The sequence below is a fragment of the Janthinobacterium sp. 75 genome (assembly GCF_004365495.1).
Taxonomy (GTDB): Bacteria; Pseudomonadota; Gammaproteobacteria; order Burkholderiales; family Burkholderiaceae_D; genus Janthinobacterium.
This window is the reverse complement of record NZ_SORD01000001.1, coordinates 512,157-529,815: the sequence shown is the minus strand read 5'-3', so window position 1 is coordinate 529,815 and position 17,659 is coordinate 512,157. Positions and strand designations below refer to the sequence as shown.

Annotated in this window: 14 protein-coding genes; 11 read left to right on the top strand and 3 right to left on the bottom strand. The window is 60.0% G+C overall.

All coding sequences use genetic code 11. The features are described from left to right. Window positions 1-63 precede the first annotated feature (63 nt). The 5 genes from C8C89_RS02475 to C8C89_RS02455 all read left to right on the top strand — a co-directional run bounded on the left by C8C89_RS02475 (window position 64) and on the right by C8C89_RS02455 (window position 7,695). Window positions 64-792 carry a response regulator gene (locus tag C8C89_RS02475; RefSeq protein WP_101483586.1) on the top strand — a complete coding sequence of 243 codons (729 nt, stop codon included), beginning with the start codon at window positions 64-66 and terminating at the stop codon, window positions 790-792. Next, window positions 789-2,147, top strand: coding sequence for an ATP-binding protein (locus C8C89_RS02470; RefSeq protein WP_101483587.1), 1,359 nt, complete (start codon window positions 789-791; stop codon window positions 2,145-2,147). The genes C8C89_RS02475 and C8C89_RS02470 overlap by 4 nt, the downstream gene beginning before the upstream one ends. An 88-nt stretch (window positions 2,148-2,235) precedes the next feature. Then, window positions 2,236-3,408, top strand: coding sequence for an efflux RND transporter periplasmic adaptor subunit (locus C8C89_RS02465; RefSeq protein WP_101483588.1), 1,173 nt, complete (start codon window positions 2,236-2,238; stop codon window positions 3,406-3,408). Beyond that, the gene (locus C8C89_RS02460; protein ID WP_133988816.1) at window positions 3,405-6,515 is read left to right on the top strand and encodes an efflux RND transporter permease subunit; all 3,111 of its coding nucleotides are present in this window, start codon (window positions 3,405-3,407) and stop codon (window positions 6,513-6,515) included. Before C8C89_RS02465 ends, C8C89_RS02460 begins: the two co-directional genes overlap by 4 nt. 259 nt (window positions 6,516-6,774) lie before the next feature. Next, the gene (locus tag C8C89_RS02455) at window positions 6,775-7,695 is read left to right on the top strand and encodes a hypothetical protein (protein WP_166674659.1); all 921 of its coding nucleotides are present in this window, start codon (window positions 6,775-6,777) and stop codon (window positions 7,693-7,695) included. A 70-nt stretch (window positions 7,696-7,765) separates the two neighbouring features. Here C8C89_RS02455 and yihA read toward each other — a convergent pair whose 3' ends face one another. Next, window positions 7,766-8,503, bottom strand: coding sequence for a ribosome biogenesis GTP-binding protein YihA/YsxC (gene yihA, locus C8C89_RS02450; RefSeq protein WP_077398853.1), 738 nt, complete (start codon window positions 8,501-8,503; stop codon window positions 7,766-7,768). Window positions 8,504-8,689: 186 nt separating this feature from the next. Here yihA and C8C89_RS02445 point away from each other — a divergent pair, with 186 nt between their 5' ends. The 5 genes from C8C89_RS02445 to C8C89_RS02425 all read left to right on the top strand — a co-directional run bounded on the left by C8C89_RS02445 (window position 8,690) and on the right by C8C89_RS02425 (window position 14,632). Further along, window positions 8,690-9,361 carry a c-type cytochrome gene (locus C8C89_RS02445; RefSeq protein ID WP_133988815.1) on the top strand — a complete coding sequence of 224 codons (672 nt, stop codon included), beginning with the start codon at window positions 8,690-8,692 and terminating at the stop codon, window positions 9,359-9,361. 183 nt (window positions 9,362-9,544) lie between these two features. After that, the gene (locus C8C89_RS02440) at window positions 9,545-11,641 is read left to right on the top strand and encodes a cytochrome c biogenesis protein ResB (protein WP_101483591.1); all 2,097 of its coding nucleotides are present in this window, start codon (window positions 9,545-9,547) and stop codon (window positions 11,639-11,641) included. 49 nt (window positions 11,642-11,690) lie between these two features. Further along, window positions 11,691-12,842, top strand: coding sequence for a c-type cytochrome biogenesis protein CcsB (ccsB, locus tag C8C89_RS02435; RefSeq protein WP_101483592.1), 1,152 nt, complete (start codon window positions 11,691-11,693; stop codon window positions 12,840-12,842). 149 nt (window positions 12,843-12,991) lie between these two features. Further along, the gene (msrP, locus tag C8C89_RS02430) at window positions 12,992-13,969 is read left to right on the top strand and encodes a protein-methionine-sulfoxide reductase catalytic subunit MsrP (protein WP_133988814.1); all 978 of its coding nucleotides are present in this window, start codon (window positions 12,992-12,994) and stop codon (window positions 13,967-13,969) included. Window positions 13,970-13,978: 9 nt separating this feature from the next. Continuing rightward, window positions 13,979-14,632: a protein-methionine-sulfoxide reductase heme-binding subunit MsrQ gene (locus C8C89_RS02425; RefSeq protein ID WP_101483594.1), complete on the top strand. Its 654-nt coding sequence runs from the start codon at window positions 13,979-13,981 to the stop codon at window positions 14,630-14,632. Here C8C89_RS02425 and C8C89_RS02420 read toward each other — a convergent pair. Further along, window positions 14,629-14,811 (bottom strand): lipoprotein, encoded by a 183-nt coding sequence (locus C8C89_RS02420; RefSeq protein WP_070221692.1) that lies wholly within the window; start codon window positions 14,809-14,811, stop codon window positions 14,629-14,631. The genes C8C89_RS02425 and C8C89_RS02420 overlap by 4 nt on opposite strands. A 40-nt stretch (window positions 14,812-14,851) precedes the next feature. Here C8C89_RS02420 and cyaY point away from each other — a divergent pair, with 40 nt between their 5' ends. After that, on the top strand, window positions 14,852-15,181 hold the full coding sequence (cyaY, locus tag C8C89_RS02415) for an iron donor protein CyaY (protein WP_034753246.1): 330 nt from the start codon (window positions 14,852-14,854) through the stop codon (window positions 15,179-15,181). A 64-nt stretch (window positions 15,182-15,245) separates the two neighbouring features. Here cyaY and C8C89_RS02410 read toward each other — a convergent pair whose 3' ends face one another. Further along, the gene (locus tag C8C89_RS02410; protein ID WP_101483596.1) at window positions 15,246-17,591 is read right to left on the bottom strand and encodes a penicillin-binding protein 1A; all 2,346 of its coding nucleotides are present in this window, start codon (window positions 17,589-17,591) and stop codon (window positions 15,246-15,248) included. Between the last annotated feature and the right edge of the window lie 68 nt (window positions 17,592-17,659).

The following is a 17,659-nucleotide window of genomic DNA, read 5'->3' as shown; positions in this document are numbered from 1 at the left end:
CCTATATACAAGACGATACAAATGCGTTGTGCAAGGGCGGGGGAAGTGGGGATAATTCGTACCATGGAACCCACTTCTACAATTCTCATCGTCGACGATGACCGCGACATCCGCAGTTTGCTGGCGGACTACCTGGAAACGAACGCCTACCGCACCCTGGGCGCGGCAGATGGCACGGCCATGTGGAAAATCCTCGATGAAACGCGGCCCGACCTGATCGTGCTCGACTTGAACCTGCCGGGTGACGACGGCCTGACCTTGTGCCGCAAACTGCGTGCCCAATCGACGGTGCCGGTGATCATGCTGACGGCGCGCAATGAGCCGCTGGACCGCATCCTGGGCCTGGAAATGGGTGCCGACGATTATTTGCCGAAACCGTTCGAGCCGCGTGAATTGCTGGCGCGCATACGCAGCGTGCTGCGCCGCAGTCACGCCATGCCGTCGAATGCCCCGTCCGACAAGGCGCAGCAAATCCGCTTTTCCGGCTGGACCCTGGACTTGACGGCGCGCCACCTGCTCAATCCCACCGGCCTGGTGATCATGCTGTCGGGCGCCGAGTTCCGCCTGTTGCGCGTGTTCCTGGAACATCCGAACCGCGTGCTCAACCGTGACCAGCTGCTGAACTTGACGCAGGGGCGCGACGCCGACCCGTTCGACCGCTCCATCGATATCCAGATCAGCCGCTTGCGGCAAAAACTCGGTGAAGATGCCCGTTTGCCGCAAATCATCAAGACCGTACGTAACGGCGGCTATGTGCTGGCCGGGCAAGTCAACGTGGAGCCGCACGCGTGAAGGCCTTCCTGGGGTCGATGACGGGCCGTGTATTCATGTTTCTGCTGATCGGCATCGTCGCTTCGGCCGCGCTGACGCAGTGGCTGGCCGTGGGCGAACGCCAGCGTGCCATTGAGCAATACCGCGACTACCACGCCGTCGAGCGGGCCGAGCAGCTGGTGATGGCGGCCGACGTGGTGCCGCTGGCTTCGCGCGCCGCCTACCTGAAAGTGGCCAACAAGGGCAGCGTGCGCCTGGAACTGCGTCCCGACACAAAACATGTGCCCGGCGCGCCGACGGAATTTTCCAGCGCCCTGCAAGCCAAGCTGGGCGAGGGCTTCAAGGTCAGCGCGCTGGCCGAACGTCCGGCTGCCTGTATCGAGCCGCGCCAGTCGCCGGGCATGTTCGGTGCCAAACCATGGGGCGGTACCTGTGAAAACCTCGACGTGCGCATGCAGGACGGTCACGTGCTGCGTCTGATGGTCTTGCCGCCACGCCAGCAGCCACCGTTCAATGAACATAACGACTGGATGACCCTGCTGCCTTTCCTGATCAGCATCGCCATCCTCGCTTACCTGGTCACGCGCATGACCATGCGTCCGCTCAAACAACTGGCGCAGGCGGCGAAAGACCTGGGCAACGACATCAACCATCCGCCGCTGACCCTGTCGGGCGCCAGCGAGATCCGGCAGGCCAGTGCCGCCTTCAATGCCATGCAGGCGCGCATACGCCAGCATATTTCCCAGCGTACACAAATGCTGGCCGCCATCACGCATGATTTGCAAACGCCGTTGACGCGTTTGCGCCTGCGCCTGGAAAAAGTGGCCGATACAGAGTTGTATGACCGTCTGGTAGGCGACCTGTCGGCCATGCAGAGCATGGTCAAGGAAGGGCTGGACCTGGCCCGCTCGATGGATAGCACAGAAGCAATGCAGGCGCTCGATCTCGATTCCCTGCTCGACAGCGTCTGCTCCGACGCAGCCGATGCCGGCCAGAATGTGACCCTGGCCGGGCAGGCCAGCATGGCCTTGATGGCCCGTCCCATCGCCATGCGGCGCTGCCTGGTGAACTTGATCGACAATGCCGTCAAATATGGCGTGTACGCGCAGGTCACCGTCGAGCGTATCGCCGGCGCGGCGCGCATCCGCATCCGCGACGGCGGGCCGGGTATTGCGCCAGATCAACTGGCCAAGGTATTCGAACCGTTTTACCGCATCGAGACATCGCGCTCGCGCGAATCGGGCGGAACGGGCCTGGGCCTGACCATCGCGCGCAACATCGCCGAGCAGCATGGCGCCACGGTCTTGCTGGCCAATCATGGTGACGGTGGACTGGAAGTCACCCTTATCGTGCCAGAGTATTACGCAGGAAAGTGAGCATTTCCGTGCGACAATATTGTGCTTTATGCCCCCCTGGCAACTACATTCAACCTGCAGCCCTGCGCTGCAACAGCGTGACAGAACAATGAAAAAGACTAGCTTGGCAATCCTCGTGGGTGCGGCCCTGTGTATCGGTGGCGGCATCTGGTATTTCAATCATCAGTCCGGTGTGGCTGCCGGTGGGCAGGATGGCAAAGGGGGCAAGGGCGCACAGGGACCGACCACCGTGAGCGTGGTTGCGCCGCTGCGCCAGGATGTGCCGATGGTGCTGCAAGCCAATGGCAGCGTGATGTCCATCAGCAGCGTCGATCTGCATCCACAGACGACCAGTACGATTACCAAGGTGCACATCCGCGAAGGCCAGTTCGTCAAACAGGGCGAGCTGATGTTCACGCTGGACGCCCGCAGCGAGCACGCGAATGTTGACAAGGCGCAAGCGCAGGTCTTGCGCGACCGCGCCTCGGTGCTGGATCTCGAACGCCAGCTCAAGCGCAGCCAGGATTTGCTGAGCAAGAACTTCATCGCCCAGGGCGCCGTGGACACCCTGCAAAGCCAGCTGGACGCGGCACGCGGCTTGCTGGCTGCCGACCAAGCCGCCTTGCGCGCCGCCCAGGTCGATTCCAGCTACACCGTCCTGCGCGCGCCGCAGGGGGGCCGTGTGGGCGCCATCAGTGTCTACGCGGGCAGCCTGGTGCAGCCGACCACTTCGCTCACCAGCATCACCCAGCTTGACCCGATCGATGTGGTGTTCACTTTGCCGGAAAGTAGCCTGTCGGGCTTGCTGACGGCGCAGAAGGCGGGCGAGGTAGCGGTCAAGGCGCTGCTGTCGGACGCGGGTGGCAAGCAGCTGGAAGGCAAACTGAACTTTATCGATAATGCCGTCGATCCCGCCACGGGCGTGATCAAGGTCAAGGCCCGCTTCAATAATGGCGGTACCGACTTGTGGCCCGGCCAGTATGTGAATACACAGCTGACGGTGCGCACGCTCAAGGATGCGCTGGTCATCCCGCAAAACGCCATCATCACCAATACCACGGGCGTCTTCGTGTATTCGATGGAGCCAGATAACACCGCCAAGGTGCGCAAGATTGCGCGCGTGTATGCGTTTGGCCCGAATGCCGTCGTGACCGGATTGACCGGCGATGAAAAAATCATCGTCGATGGTAAGCAGAACCTGCGTCCGGGCGGCAAGGTGCGCCTGGCGGAAAAACACAAGGCAGCCGATGGCGCCGCCGCACCGCAAGGCAAGCCAGCATGAATCTGTCCGAACTGAGCATCCGCCGCCCCGTCATGGTGGTGCTGCTATCCCTCTCCATCATCCTGGCCGGCGTGCTGGCGTATGGCCACATTCCCGTGGCGGCCTTGCCGAGCTACAACACGCCTGTCATCAACGTCAGCGCCGACCTGGCAGGCGCCAGCCCCGATACCATGGCGTCGTCCGTGGCCTTGCCGTTGGAAAAGCAATTTTCCACCATTGCCGGCCTGAGCCTGATCACCTCCACGAGTACCCTGGGCAATACATCGCTGACCCTGGAGTTTGACGCCAGCATCAATGTCAACGAGGCCGCCGTCGACGTGCAGGCGGCCCTGCTGCGCGCTCAGCGCCAGTTGCCGACGGAAATGACGGACTTGCCGTCCTACCGCAAAGTCAATCCGGCCGATGCGCCCGTGCTGTTCATCCAGATGACGTCGCCATCGCTGAACTTGTCGGATCTGAATGATTATGCGGAAAACCTGATCGCGCCCAGCCTGTCGACCTTGCCTGGCGTGGCCCAGGTCAGCGTGAATGGCCAGAAACGCTTTGCCGTGCGCGTGCGCGCCCGTGCCGACCTGATGAACGCGCGCAACCTGACCATGGACGAGCTGGCCACAGCGCTGCGCGCCTCGAACACGAATTCGCCGCTGGGCATCCTCGACGGCCCCAGCCAGACCTTGACCATCCAGGGCAACCCGCAGATGATGAAGGCGGCCGATTTTGCCGAACTCATCGTCGCCACGCGCAACGGCCAGCCTGTGCGCCTGAAGGAAGTGGCCGAGGTGGAAGACAGTTTCCAATCGACCAAGACGGCCGGCAGTTTCAATGGCGAGCGCTCGATCACCTTGCTGGTGCAGCGCCAACCGGATGCGAACACCGTGCAAGTGGTCGATGCCGTGCGCAAGCTCTTGCCGGGTTTCAAGGCACAATTGCCTGCTTCCATCCAGATCAGCCTGGTCAATGACCGTTCCGTCTCGATCCGTGAAGCCATTCACGACGTCAACCTGACCCTGGCCTTGACGGTGATCCTGGTGGTGCTGGTGATCTTTTTGTTCCTGCACCGTGCGGCGGCCACCTTCATTCCGGCCGTCACCATGCCCATTTCCCTGCTCGGTGCGCTGGCCCTGCTGTACTGGCTTGGCTACAGCCTCGACAACGTTTCCCTGCTGGGCATTACCCTGGCCGTGGGCCTGGTGGTCGACGATGCCATCGTGGTGCTCGAAAACATCGTGCGCCATATCGAGATGGGCAAGAAGCCGATCCAGGCGGCCCTCGTGGGCGCCAAGGAAATGGGGTTCACCATCATCTCGATTTCCGTCTCGCTGGTGGCCGTGTTCATCCCCATTTTCTTCATGCCGGGCGTGATCGGCTTGCTGTTCCACGAGTTTGCCGTCGTCGTCTCGCTGTCCATCCTCGTGTCGGCCATCGTGTCGCTGACCCTGGTGCCGATGCTGGCCAGCCGCTTCCTGCCGGCCGATACACGCGAACACAATGACAGCGATCCCACGCATGGCGAGAAGTCCTTCATCGGCCGCCATTTCGAAGCGGGTTTCACGAAATTGCGCAACGGCTATGTCCATTTGCTCGACAAGGCCCTGGCGCATCGTAACGTGGTGCTGTTCATCGCCGTGTGCACGTTTGCGCTGACGGTGCTGCTGTACGCGACCATTCCGAAAGGTTTCTTCCCCGAGGAAGACCTGGGCCAGATCCAGGTGAATACGGAAGCGTCGGAGGATATTTCCTCGGCGGCATTGCAGGACTTGCAAGCCCGCGTGGCGGCCGTGCTCAAGGCGGACCCCAGCGTGCAGGATGTGACCTCGTTCGTCGGCGGCGGCAACACGGGCCGCATGTTCATGGTATTAAAACCGCGCAGCGAGCGGCCGAAAATGCCCGTGGTGCTGGAAAACCTGCGCCGCGCGACGAGCACCGTGCCCGGCATGGCCGTGTATTTCCGCCCCGTGCAAAACTTGCAGTTGGGTGGGCGCCAGAGCAAGAGCCGCTACCAGTACACCTTGCAAAGCGTCAGTCCCGATGCCTTGAATGACTGGGCGGAAAAGTTCATTGCCGGCATGCGCGCCGATCCCGCCTTCCGCGACGTCACCAGCGATTCGCAGATCAAGGGCTTGCAGGCATCCCTCAGGATCGACCGCGACAAGGCCAATCTGCTGGGCGTGCAAATGTCCGATATCCGCACGGCCCTGTACAGCGCCTTTGGCGAGCGGCAAGTGTCGACCATCTATTCCTCGGCAGCGAGCTACTACGTGATCCTGGAAGCGGCCACGCAGGACCGTCAGTATGACGATGCGCTCACGCGCGTGTCCGTGCGCAGCAAGTCGGGCGAGCTGGTGAAACTGTCGAGTATTGCCTACGTGGAACGCACCATCGGTCCCACGGCCGTGAATCACCAGGGGCAACTGCAGGCCGTCACGATCGCCTTCAACCTGGCGCCGGACGTGCCGCTGGGCATCGCCACGGGCAAGATCGATGTGATGGGCAAGGAAATGAGCTTGCCGGCCTCCATCATCACGCGTTACGGCGGCGATGCGGCCGTGTTCCAGGATTCGCAGTCCAGCCAGATCATCCTCATCATTGCCGCGCTGGCCGTCATCTATGTGCTGCTCGGCGTGCTGTATGAAAGTTATATCCACCCGCTGACCATCCTGGCCGGCTTGCCGTCGGCGGCCGTGGGCGCCTTGCTGACCCTGCGCCTGTTCGGCATGGATCTGACCATGATCGCCATTATCGGCATCTTGATGCTGATCGGTATCGTCAAGAAAAACGCCATCATGATGATCGACTTTGCCCTGCATGCGCAGCGCAACGAAGGCATGAGCCCGCCTGAAGCCATCCGCCAGGCTTGCATCTTGCGTTTCCGCCCCATCATGATGACGTCGGCGGCCGCCCTGATGGGCGCCTTGCCCATCGCCCTGGGCCTGGGCGCCGGCGCCGAACTGCGCCAGCCGCTGGGCTTGGCGGTGGTCGGTGGATTGTTGTTTTCACAAGTGATTACCCTGTTCATCACCCCCGTCATCTATTTGTTCCTGGACAAGTACAGCGGCACGGGGCCGATGACGGACGAGCAACTGGTGCTACTCGACAACAAGGCTTGAGCGCGTGCGTGCCCCGCGGGCGCTTGACCGGCGCCCCATTCCTGCGTGAATGGGGCGCCGGTTTTGTATGGGCAGTGATACATACGGTAACAACCGTCAAGAGACGGCTCGGGTACTCTGTTTAGCGCTGCAAGGAATGTCGCTATCCTGTACGCTTCGGGTTGGAAAGGCCGAGGAAGTGTTCCCAAAAGCAAGGGACTCTGGCACTATGGCTGCCCTGTAATGTTATTTCTTCGCTACACAGAAAGCACGATTCATTTTGCATGACACGACCCATTTGTTGGCTGCCGATTCCGATGTTTGCCCCACTTGCGGGCAAGTAATCCAGCCACCACCGGCCTACGGGTCCAAGACCAGCACCACGCGCAAGGTTGCGCTCGGGGTGTCCGTCTTGCTGCACGTGCTGCTGGCGGCGTATGTCCTGTTGCGCAGCGACAAGATCGAAAAGATTCCGCCGCCGAAGAAGGAAAGCGCGATGGTCTACATCGCGCCGCTGAAGGACAAGCCGCAACCGAAGCCGCAACCGAAGCCGCAGCCCAAGCCCACGCCGAAACCCAAAGACACGAAAGTGGCCAAGGTGAAACCGCCGCCGGCCCCGAGCAAGCGCGTGGTCACAAAAGACGTGCCGCGCGACAAGCCGAAACTGGAAACCTACACGCCGCCGCTGGTGTCGAAAGTGCCGTTGCCGCCGCCGCCGGCTGAAGACATGAGCTCGATGATCGAGCAGCGCCGCAAGCAGCGCGAGGCGCAGAACCCCACGCCACCGGCCGAGGAAAGCGAAAACGACCGCGCCATGCGCGTGGCCAAGGCGAATATCGCTGGCGCCCAGGGGCGTAATTCCGGTAGCGACCGCGAGGATTCGGGCGGCGTGTTTTCCATCGTCAACCAGACTTCGTTCAGCGCGGAAGTCAAGTTCAAGGGCTGGAATGGCAACTTCAAACGCAACTGGCTGAAGCAGGAAAAAGTCGAACTGGGCAATGAGCCCGATATCGAAACGGCCATCATCAAGAAGATGATCCAGCTGATCCGCGCCGAAAAACCTGGTGACTTCGTCTGGGAATCGCGGCGCCTGGGGCGCAACGTCAACCTCAGCGCCAGAGTGGAAGACACGGCCGAGCTGAGCGCTTTCCTGCGCCAGGAATTCTTTTCGGAGAAGCGGCCAGGGCCGGGACGGCGCTAGGAACTCGCTGTAATAAAAAAGGCTGCACCGTGTGAACGGGCAGCCTTTTTTTACGTCGCGTTGATGTCGATCAAGCCGGTTTGTCCGACTCCGGCTCGACGTCGTCTTCCATGTCGATCAGTTCGACCATCTGGGCCGCACCGTCTTCGCTGATGCCAGCCAGTTCCATGATCTTGTCATTGGCTTCGTCGATGCCGACGCGTTTCAAGGCCGAGAACAGTTGCACGGTGAACGGGAAGCCGACACCGTCTTCATCCACATAGCTGTCGAGCTTGGCTTTCGCCTGGCGCAGCGCGTTGACAGACTCATTGCGGTTGAGCTTATCGACCTTCGTCAGGATGCAGTGGATCGGCTTGCCCGTCGGGGCGAACCATTCCAGCATCTGGATGTCCAGGTCGGTGAACGGACGGCGCGAATCCATGATCAGGATCAAGCCGGCCAATTGTTCGCGGCGTTGCACGTAGTCGCCCAGCAGGCGCTGCCAGTGCAATTTGGCCGAGCCCGAAACTTCCGCGTAGCCGTAGCCAGGCAAGTCGACCAGCAGGCATTCGATCTCTTCGACGATGGTGGCATCCTTGCGGTGCTGCGCCACGTGGGCGCCGCCGATGGAGAAGTAGTTGATGTGCTGGGTACGGCCAGGTGTCTTGGAGGCGAACGCCAAGCCTTTCTGATTACACAAGATGTTGATGGCGGTCGATTTACCGGCATTGGAGCGGCCGGCAAAGGCGATTTCCGGCACCGTGGTATCGGGCAGGTCACGCAATTGGTTGACGGTCGTAAAGAAGCGGGCTTGCCAGAGTTTTGACATGGGAGTAGTAAAGCAACAAAAGGGAGCGATAAGGGAGCGATAACGCCAAGAAGCTATTGTACAATAAGGGGTTGTTTATTGTTGCCGGCGTAGCAGCGATGCGGCTTGCGGCCCTGAAAATAAAGCAAAAATCCACAGGGCGCGGCAATGTCCACCACTAATTTCTCACTGTCTCAGGGTGCCTGAATGAATCGTGCGTTTTCACCGTTGTTCAAATCCATGTTGCTCGCTTTGCTGGCTGTATCGGCAACTGCTTCCGCTGTCGAACCACCGAAACCGGCCGTCAAGGCCGACGCTGCCAAGGGTGCTACCCTGTACGCCGATGGAGATGCGGCGCGCGGCTTGCCTGCCTGCGTATCCTGCCATGGTGCTGCCGGCAACTCGACCATCACGGTCAACCCGAAGCTGGCCGGCCAGCATGAAAGCTATATCTACAAGCAACTGGTCGATTTCACCACGCCGGAGCGCAACCAGCCCGTCATGACGACCTATGCCAAGATGCTCAGCGACGCCGACAAGAAGAATATCGCCGCTTACCTGGGCGCGCAGCTGTCCAAGCCGGGTGCCGCGAAAAACAAGGATACTATCGATTTGGGCAAGAAAATTTACCGTGGTGGCATTGCTTCCAAGCAAGTTGCTGCCTGCGCCAGCTGTCATGGCGCGACGGGCAATGGTCTTCCCGTTCAGTATCCACGCATCGCCGGCCAGCACCAGGACTACACAGTGGCCCAGCTGAGCATGTTCCGCAGCACCAAGGCTGATGCCCGCAAGAACAGCGCGCAAATGCACACCATTGCCGCCCGCATGTCGGATGACGAGATTGCCGCCGTAGCCGACTATATCGCCGGCCTGAAGTAAGTTTTCATATTGGCAAGAGATTGCCAGGCGCACCAGCGCGCATGAAGAGGGCGGCCGTCTCAACGGGCTGCCCTTTTTTATGGCAGGGGGCAAACAGGAGTATGCTGCCGCCTTGCGCGGAGAAACTATCTGCTCCATGCCACATTTTCTTGAAGATTGCATATCCCGTATGAGTATCCACGTATGAGCACAGGCACGACCGGAATCGAGTTAAAGACACAACGCCGCAGCTTGGCTGAATTCGTCGAGCTGGTCTCGTCGATGCGCTTTGCCATCAGCTTGCTGACCCTGATCGCTGTCGCCTCCATTATTGGCACCGTGCTCAAGCAGAACGAGCCCATGCCCAATTATGTGAACCAGTTCGGTCCGTTCTGGTTCGCCGTCTTTGACAAGCTGAGCCTGTATTCAGTGTATTCGGCCTGGTGGTTCCTGGTGATCATGGGTTTCCTCGTCGCCTCGACCTCGCTGTGCATCGTGCGCAATGCGCCGAAGATGCTCAAGGATATGCGCAGCTGGCGCGACAATGTGCGCGAGCAATCCTTGCGCAATTTCCATCACAAGATGGAATGGCAGGCGCCGCTGCCGCGTGCCGTGCTGGCGCAGCAAATGGTGATGCGCCTGAAAGACAGCGGCTATGCGGCCAAGGTGGTCGAGAAGGACAATGCCACCCTGGTGGCGGCCAAGCGGGGCGCCGCCAATAAATGGGGCTATATCTTTGCCCACGGCGCCATCGTCATTATCTGCGTGGGCGGCTTGCTCGATTCGGAAATGCCGATCCGCGTACAGCAATGGTTCTTTGGCAAGACGCCTTTTTCCGGCAGCGGCGTGATCGCCGACATTCCCGCCCAGCACCGTTTGAGCCTGTCAAACCCCACTTTCCGCGGCAACACCATGATCCCGGAAGGCTCGTCGAGCAACACGGCCATCATTCCCCAGGCCGATGGCGTGCTGATCCAGGATCTGCCGATCACGATTTTGCTGAAGAAATTCCATATCGATTTCTACAGCACGGGCATGCCCAAGCTGTTTGCCAGCGATGTCGTCATCACCGATCATGTAACGGGAGAAAGTTTTCCTGCCACCATCAAAGTCAACCAACCCTTGCTGTACAAGGGCCTGGCCCTGTACCAGTCCAGCTTTGAGGATGGCGGCAGCAAGCTCAAGTTGACGGGTTTTCCCATGACGGGCAAGACGACGAAACGCTTCGATATCGGCGGCGAAGTGGGCGGCAGTACGCCGCTCGAACGCAGCGATGGCAATTCCTACACAGTGGAATGGTCGGGTTTCCGTCCGTTTAACGTGGAAAATCTCAGCGCCGGCCAGGATGTGCGCGCCGTCAGCAAGGCGGAGAGTTTCAACGATAAATTTGCCGTCGGCCTGGACAAGCGCCTCGGTTCGGCCGCGAAGAATGCCCACAACAAGGATCTCAAGAATGTGGGCCCCTCGGTGCAATACAAATTGCGCGACAAGACGGGTCAGGCACGCGAATACCAGAATTACATGCAGCCCGTCACCGTGGATGGCACGACGGTGTTCCTGGCCGGCATGCGCGTCAACCCCAGCGACCCGTTCAGCTATCTGCGCATTCCCGCCGATGACAATTACAGCGTAAGCGAGTGGATGCGTTTGCGTGCCGCACTGCAAGATCCCGCGCTGCGCCAGCAGGCTGCCACGCGCTATGCGGCGCGCGCCATGCCGCAAGCGGGGGCGGAAGCCTTGCGCGGCCAGTTGCAGGAATCGGCGGCGAAGAGCCTGGGTATTTTTGCCGGCAATGGGCAAGAGGGCGGTTTCCTGGCCATTTCGCGTTTCCTGGAGAAAATTCCCGCCGCCGAGCAGGAAAAAGCGGCCGATATCTTCATGAAGATCTTGAATGGCAGCCTGTGGGACTTGTGGCAGGCGGCGCGCGCCCAGGATGGCTTGAAAGCCATCGAGGCCGATGACAAGCACGGCCGCTTCCTGCAACTGGCAACGAATGCGCTGTCCGACAGCTTCTTCTATGGCGCACCCGTGTATTTGCAGCTGGACGACTTCACGGAAATCAAGGCGTCCGTGCTGCAGGTGACGCGTTCGCCGGGCAAGAGCGTGGTGTACCTCGGTTGTCTGTTCCTCGTGATCGGCGTGTTTTCCATGTTTTATATCCGCGAGCGCCGCCTGTGGGTGTGGATCAAGGATGGCGAAGGCGGCAGCGAAGCCCTGATGGCCATGAGCACGCAACGCAAGACGCTGGATTTTGAAAAAGAATTTGAGACTTTGAAGGCAAAGCTGCCGCAATCGGCGTAAGCTGCGCTGTGTCCGGGACGCTTGCGCGTCGCCGGGAATGGAGAAAATGATGGAATTGGCAAACAAGCAAATATATACGCAGGAACCAGGATTTTTCAAGCGCCTGAGCCTGATCGATTGGCTGTATGGCGCCGGCTTGCTGGCGGCCTCCCTGTTCGGCCTGATGCGCTTTGGCGCCTTCATGGATATCTATGAAAAGGCCATCTTGCTGGCAGCGGCGCCCACGTTCGCGTGGCTAGGCTGGCACTGGAAGCCCGTGCGCTGGCTGATCCCCCTGGCGGCCGTGCTGTCGCTGTTCGCCATCGAGCTGTACTCGGGCCATCTGGAGATGGCGAATCAGAAATTTTTCCTGAAATATATCTTGTCGAGCCAGTCCGCCATCCTGTGGATGGGCACCCTGTTCGTGCTGTCGACGCTGTTCTACTGGATCGGCCTGGTAGCGCGCTCGGAATTCGGCTCGTCCGTCGGCTCCCTGCTGTGCTGGGCCGGCGTGGTGCTGGGCCTGACAGGCATGCTGGTGCGCTGGTACGAGTCTTACCTGATCGGCGCCGACGTGGGCCACATTCCCGTGTCGAACCTTTATGAAGTGTTCATCCTGTTCTCGCTGATCACGGCCATGTTCTACCTGTATTACGAGCAGCATTATGCGACGCGCCAACTGGGCGCCTTCGTCATGCTGGTCATTTCGGCGGCCGTGGTGTTCCTGATGTGGTACACGGTCACGCGCGACGCGGCGGAAATCCAGCCGCTGGTGCCGGCCCTGCAAAGCTGGTGGATGAAGATCCACGTGCCGGCCAACTTCATCGGCTACGGCACCTTTGCCCTGTCGGCCATGGTGGCGGCGGCGTATCTGCTCAAATCGAGCGGCTACCTGGTTGACCGCCTGCCGTCGCTGGAAGTGCTCGACGACGTCATGTACAAGGCCATTTCCGTGGGCTTCGCTTTCTTCACGGTAGCGACCATCCTGGGTGCGCTGTGGGCGGCCGAAGCATGGGGCGGCTACTGGTCGTGGGACCCGAAAGAAACCTGGGCGCTGATCGTCTGGCTCAACTATGCAGCCTGGCTGCACATGCGCCTGATGACGGGCTTGCGCGGCCGCGTCGCTTCGTGGTGGGCGCTGGTGGGCTTGCTGGTGACGACGTTTGCCTTCCTGGGCGTGAATATGTTCCTGTCCGGCCTGCATTCTTACGGGAAATTGTAAAAGCGCCCGAGAAAAAGCCCATGGCAGCCTTGCCTTGCCCTGAACTTTTTAGGACACTTTGCTAACGATTTTTTTCATGACAGAAGCGTCATGAACGGCCCGGGAAAACTGGTGTAAGGTATAAACAATCACCTTTTCCCGGAGCCGCCATGTTGATCAAGCGCTGTCCCAACGGCATCGAATTGCCGTATTCTTCCGAAATTACGCCGCGCGCCGTGTTTGAATCGCGCCGCAGCTTCATCAAGCAAGTAGCGCTGGGTTCGATATCCAGCGCGGCCTTGCTGGAAATGGCCAGCCGCGAAGCGTTCGCGCAAGGCACGAATCCCAAGCTGGCTGCCAAGCTCAATCCCGCCTATTCAGCGCTGGAAAAGCAGACGGCCTATAAAGACGCCACCAGCTACAACAATTTCTACGAATTCGGCACGGACAAGAGCGACCCTGCGCAAAACGCTGGCACCCTGCGCACGCGGCCGTGGACAGTCAGTATCGAAGGCGAAGTGAAAAAGCCGATGACCCTGGATCTCGATGCCTTGCTGAAGCTGGCACCGCTGGAAGAGCGCGTGTACCGGCTGCGCTGCGTGGAAGGCTGGTCGATGGTCATCCCGTGGGTCGGTTATTCCTTCTCGGAAATTATCAAGAAGGTCGAGCCGACGGGCAATGCCAAGTACGTGGAATTCATCACCCTGGCCGACAAGAAGCAAATGCCGGGCGTGGGCAGCCGCGTGCTGCAGTGGCCCTATACGGAAGGCTTGCGCATCGATGAAGCGAACCATCCGCTGGCGCTGCTGACCCTGGGCATGTATGGCGAAACCTTGCCGAACCAGAACGGCGCGCCCGTGCGCATGGTCTTGCCGTGGAAATATGGTTTCAAGTCAGCAAAATCCATCGTCAAGATCCGTTTCGTCAAGGAACAGCCGCGCACCTCGTGGAACCTGTCGGCGCCGTCCGAATACGGTTTTTACTCGAATGTGAACCCGAACGTCGATCATCCGCGCTGGTCGCAAGCTTCCGAGCGGCGCATTGGCGAAGACGGTTTTCTCGCGCGCAAGCGCAAGACCCTGATGTTCAACGGCTACAACGATGTCGCTTCCTTGTATGCGGGCATGGATCTGAAGAAGTTTTTTTAAGGAAAGACCATGGCCATCAATCCCACGACCAGGCAGCTGTCGCTGCTGAAAAGCCTGATTTTCTTGCTGGCGCTGCTGCCGTTTGCACGCATGGTCTGGCTGACGTACACGGGGCAACTGGTGGAACCGCTGGAATTCATCACGCGCGGCACGGGCGACTGGACCCTGTATTTCCTGTGTATCAGCCTGGCGGTCACGCCCTTGCGGCGCCTCACCCAATGGAATTGGCTGATCAAGCTGCGGCGCATGCTGGGCCTGTTCGCGTTTTTCTACGCGGCGCTGCATTTCACTACCTTCCTGTGGTTCGATCACTTTTTTGATGTGCAGGAAATGTGGAAGGATGTGCTCAAGCGTCCGTTCATCACGGTGGGCTTTATCGCCTTCGTCTTGCTCATCCCGCTGGCCGTGACGAGCACGAACGGCATGGTGAAACGCCTGGGCGGCAAGCGCTGGCAGTGGCTGCACCGCCTGATCTATGTCATCGCGCCCCTGGGCATCCTGCATTTCTGGTGGATGAAGGCGGGCAAGAATAATTTCGCGCAACCCATTCTTTTTGGCAGCATCGTCGCGCTACTTCTGCTAATTCGCGTTTATTTCGCCTGGAGTAAACGAGAGAAAAGCGCCAGGACGGCCAAAGCAGCCACCCCGGTGCGTTCCGTTTAAGTGGCTGGTACGATCACGGGCGGCGGCGGCACGGGTGCCGGTTCGACCGGCCCTTTGGCTGGTGCGCCCTTGGCCGCTGGCGGCTTGGGCAGGTACAGGGGGCCGGGCTGGCCGCAGCCGGCCAGGACGCTAGAGACCACAATGGCGATGCCGATATAAAACGCTGAGGATGACTTCACGATTAGAATCACGGTTTGATTAAGATCTTTGGAGTGTAGCATGAGCGAATCGGAATTCCTGGCCCTGGCCGAAGCCACCCTGACCCAGATCGAGGCGGCGCTGGACCGGCTGAACGATGAAGACGTGCTCGACGTCGAATGCAGCCGCAGCGGCAATGTGCTGGAAATCGAGTTCATCGACAACGGCACGAAAATCATCGTCAACAGCCAGGCCCCCATGCGCGAAATGTGGGTGGCTGCCCGCTCCGGCGGTTTCCACTACAAGCGCGTAGGCGACGAGTGGATCAACACGCGCGACAGCTCGGAACTGTTTGCGGCCCTGTCGGCCATGGCCAGCGAGCAGGCCGGTGCGCCCGTGGTCCTGAAATAAGCTTTTCGCCGCGGCAATCAAAAAGGGCAGACTTTGCAGTCTGCCCTTTTTGCATCAAACGATCTTAGAACAGTTCGTTCTTGACGGCTTCCTTGGCTTTTTCTTCCTCCGGCGTGCCGCGCGCCGCGCCTTCCAGGCTGCCTACGCCCGTGCCCGGTGGATTTTCCGCATAGTAATACTCGTCGCCCACGTGGATCAGGCCTTCCGGTACCGCGCGTTCCTCGACGGGAATGCTTTTCAGGGCTTTTGCCATGTAGCTGATCCAGATCGGCAAGGCCAGGCCGCCGCCCGTTTCCCGGTTGCCCAGGTTGCGCGGCTGGTCGTAACCGATCCAGGCGATACCTACCAGCTTGGCCTGGTAACCGGCGAACCAGGCGTCGATGGAATCGTTGGTGGTGCCCGTCTTGCCTGCCAGGTCAGGGCGCTTCAAGGCCATGGCCTTGTTCGCCGTGCCGAAGCGCACGACGTCGTTGAGCATGCTATTCATCATGAAGGCATTGCGCTCGTCGATGACGCGGTTGGCTTCTTCGCCCGCCAGGTCCGGCTTGGCTTGCGACAGGATATTGCCATCGCTATCGGTCACCTTGGCGATCAGATACGGATTGATCTTGTAGCCACCGTTGGCAAACACGGCGTAGGCGCCCGCCATCTGCAGCGGCGTCACGTTGCCGGCGCCCAGGGCCAGGGTCAGGTACGGCGGGTTCTTGTCCGCGTCAAAGCCGAAGCGCGTCGCGTATTCCTGGCCATACTTGGCGCCGATCTTGTGCAGGATGCGGATGGAAATCATGTTCTTCGATTTCATCAAGCCCTTGCGCATGGTCATCGGACCATCGTATTTGCTGTCGTAGTTCTTCGGTTCCCACGCCTGGCCGCCCGTCTGGCCCGCGTCGAACGAGATCGGCGCATCGTTGATGATGGTGGCTGGCGACAGGCCGCGTTCCAGCGAAGCGGAATAGATGAAGGGCTTGAAGGCCGAACCTGGCTGGCGCCACGCCTGCGTGACATGGTTGAACTTGTTGCGGTTGTAGTCGAAGCCGCCCACCATGGCGCGGATGGCACCGTCGGTGGTGCTGGCCGAAACGAAGGCCGATTGGACTTCCGGCATCTGCGTCAAGACCCAGGTGTTGCCTTCCTGCATGACGCGGATCACGGCGCCGCGCTTGATACGGCGGTTCGGTGCCGCTTTTTCCGACAGCCAGGCCGCGCCGAATGTCAGGCCGGGGCCCGTAATGGTGATTTCTTCGCCGGCCGAAGTGACTGCCTGCAGCGATTTGGGCGAGGCTTGCAGCACCATGGCGGCGATGATGTCGTCGCTGTCCGGGTGGTCGGCCAGTTCTGTCTCGATGGCGTCATCCGCTTCTGCCTTGGTTTTCGGAATCTCGATGTAGGCTTCCGGACCGCGGTAGCCGTGGCGTTTCTCGTAATCCATCACGCCCTTGCGCAAGGCAATGTAGGCAGCGTCCTGATCGGCTTTGGTGATGGTGGTGTAGACGTTCAGGCCGCGCGTATACGTGTCTTCCTTGAATTGCTCGTAGACCAGCTGGCGCGCCATTTCCGACACGTATTCCGCGTGCACGCCGAAGGCGCTGCTGTCGGTTTTTACTTTCAGCTCTTCATTCTTGGCTTCCGTGTACTGCTCTGGCGTAATGTAGCCCAGCTGCGCCATGCGCTGCAGAATGTATTGCTGGCGCATGCGCGCGCGTTTCGGGTTGACGACTGGATTGTAGGCCGACGGCGCTTTCGGCAAGCCGGCCAGCATGGCCGCTTCGGCCACGGTGAGATCCTGGATATTCTTGCCGAAATAGATTTGTGCGGCCGAGGCGAAACCGTAGGCGCGCTGACCCAGATAAATCTGGTTCATATACACTTCGAGGATCTGGTCCTTGCTAAGGTTTTTCTCGATCTTCCACGCCAGCAAGACTTCATACGCCTTGCGCTTCAAGGTCTGTTCACTGGACAGGAAGAAATTGCGCGCCACCTGCTGCGTGATGGTCGAGGCGCCTTGCTTGGCGCCGCCCGTCAGGTTGTGCAGGGCCGCGCGGGTGATGCCCAGATAGTCGACACCGCCATGTTCATAGAAGCGGTCATCTTCGATGGCCAGCACGGCTTTCTTCATGACATCGGGAATATCCTTGATATGCACCATGTTGCGCCGTTCTTCACCGAACTCGCCGATCAGCACACTGTCGGACGTGAACACGCGCAGCGGCATTTTCGGCTTGTAATCGGTCAAGGTATCGAGCGCAGGCAGGTTCGGATAGGCCATGGCCAGGCCAAAAACCACCAGCAAGACGCCGACGATGCCCAGGCCCAGCAGCGATACCAGCGCCATCAGCAGAAAACGTTTGGGTTTGCTGCCCTTGGTGGGCGGCTTCGAGCCAGCGGAGCCAGCGGTGTTTGAAGATGTCATGCGTCGTATGTCTTTCGGTTAATTATGCCGGTCAATTATAAGCGAGCTTGCCGGGGTGGCAGCGCGCC

Coding starts and splice junctions, on each gene's coding strand:
- msrP (WP_133988814.1), top strand. CDS start 12,992: ATGTTGATCAAGCGCTGTCCCAACGGCATCGAATTGCCGTATTCTTCC.
- cyaY (WP_034753246.1), top strand. CDS start 14,852: ATGAGCGAATCGGAATTCCTGGCCCTGGCCGAAGCCACCCTGACCCAG.
- C8C89_RS02445 (WP_133988815.1), top strand. CDS start 8,690: ATGAATCGTGCGTTTTCACCGTTGTTCAAATCCATGTTGCTCGCTTTG.
- C8C89_RS02410 (WP_101483596.1), bottom strand. CDS start 17,591: ATGACATCTTCAAACACCGCTGGCTCCGCTGGCTCGAAGCCGCCCACC.
- yihA (WP_077398853.1), bottom strand. CDS start 8,503: ATGTCAAAACTCTGGCAAGCCCGCTTCTTTACGACCGTCAACCAATTG.
- C8C89_RS02475 (WP_101483586.1), top strand. CDS start 64: ATGGAACCCACTTCTACAATTCTCATCGTCGACGATGACCGCGACATC.
- C8C89_RS02440 (WP_101483591.1), top strand. CDS start 9,545: ATGAGCACAGGCACGACCGGAATCGAGTTAAAGACACAACGCCGCAGC.
- C8C89_RS02465 (WP_101483588.1), top strand. CDS start 2,236: ATGAAAAAGACTAGCTTGGCAATCCTCGTGGGTGCGGCCCTGTGTATC.
- C8C89_RS02460 (WP_133988816.1), top strand. CDS start 3,405: ATGAATCTGTCCGAACTGAGCATCCGCCGCCCCGTCATGGTGGTGCTG.
- ccsB (WP_101483592.1), top strand. CDS start 11,691: ATGGAATTGGCAAACAAGCAAATATATACGCAGGAACCAGGATTTTTC.
- C8C89_RS02425 (WP_101483594.1), top strand. CDS start 13,979: ATGGCCATCAATCCCACGACCAGGCAGCTGTCGCTGCTGAAAAGCCTG.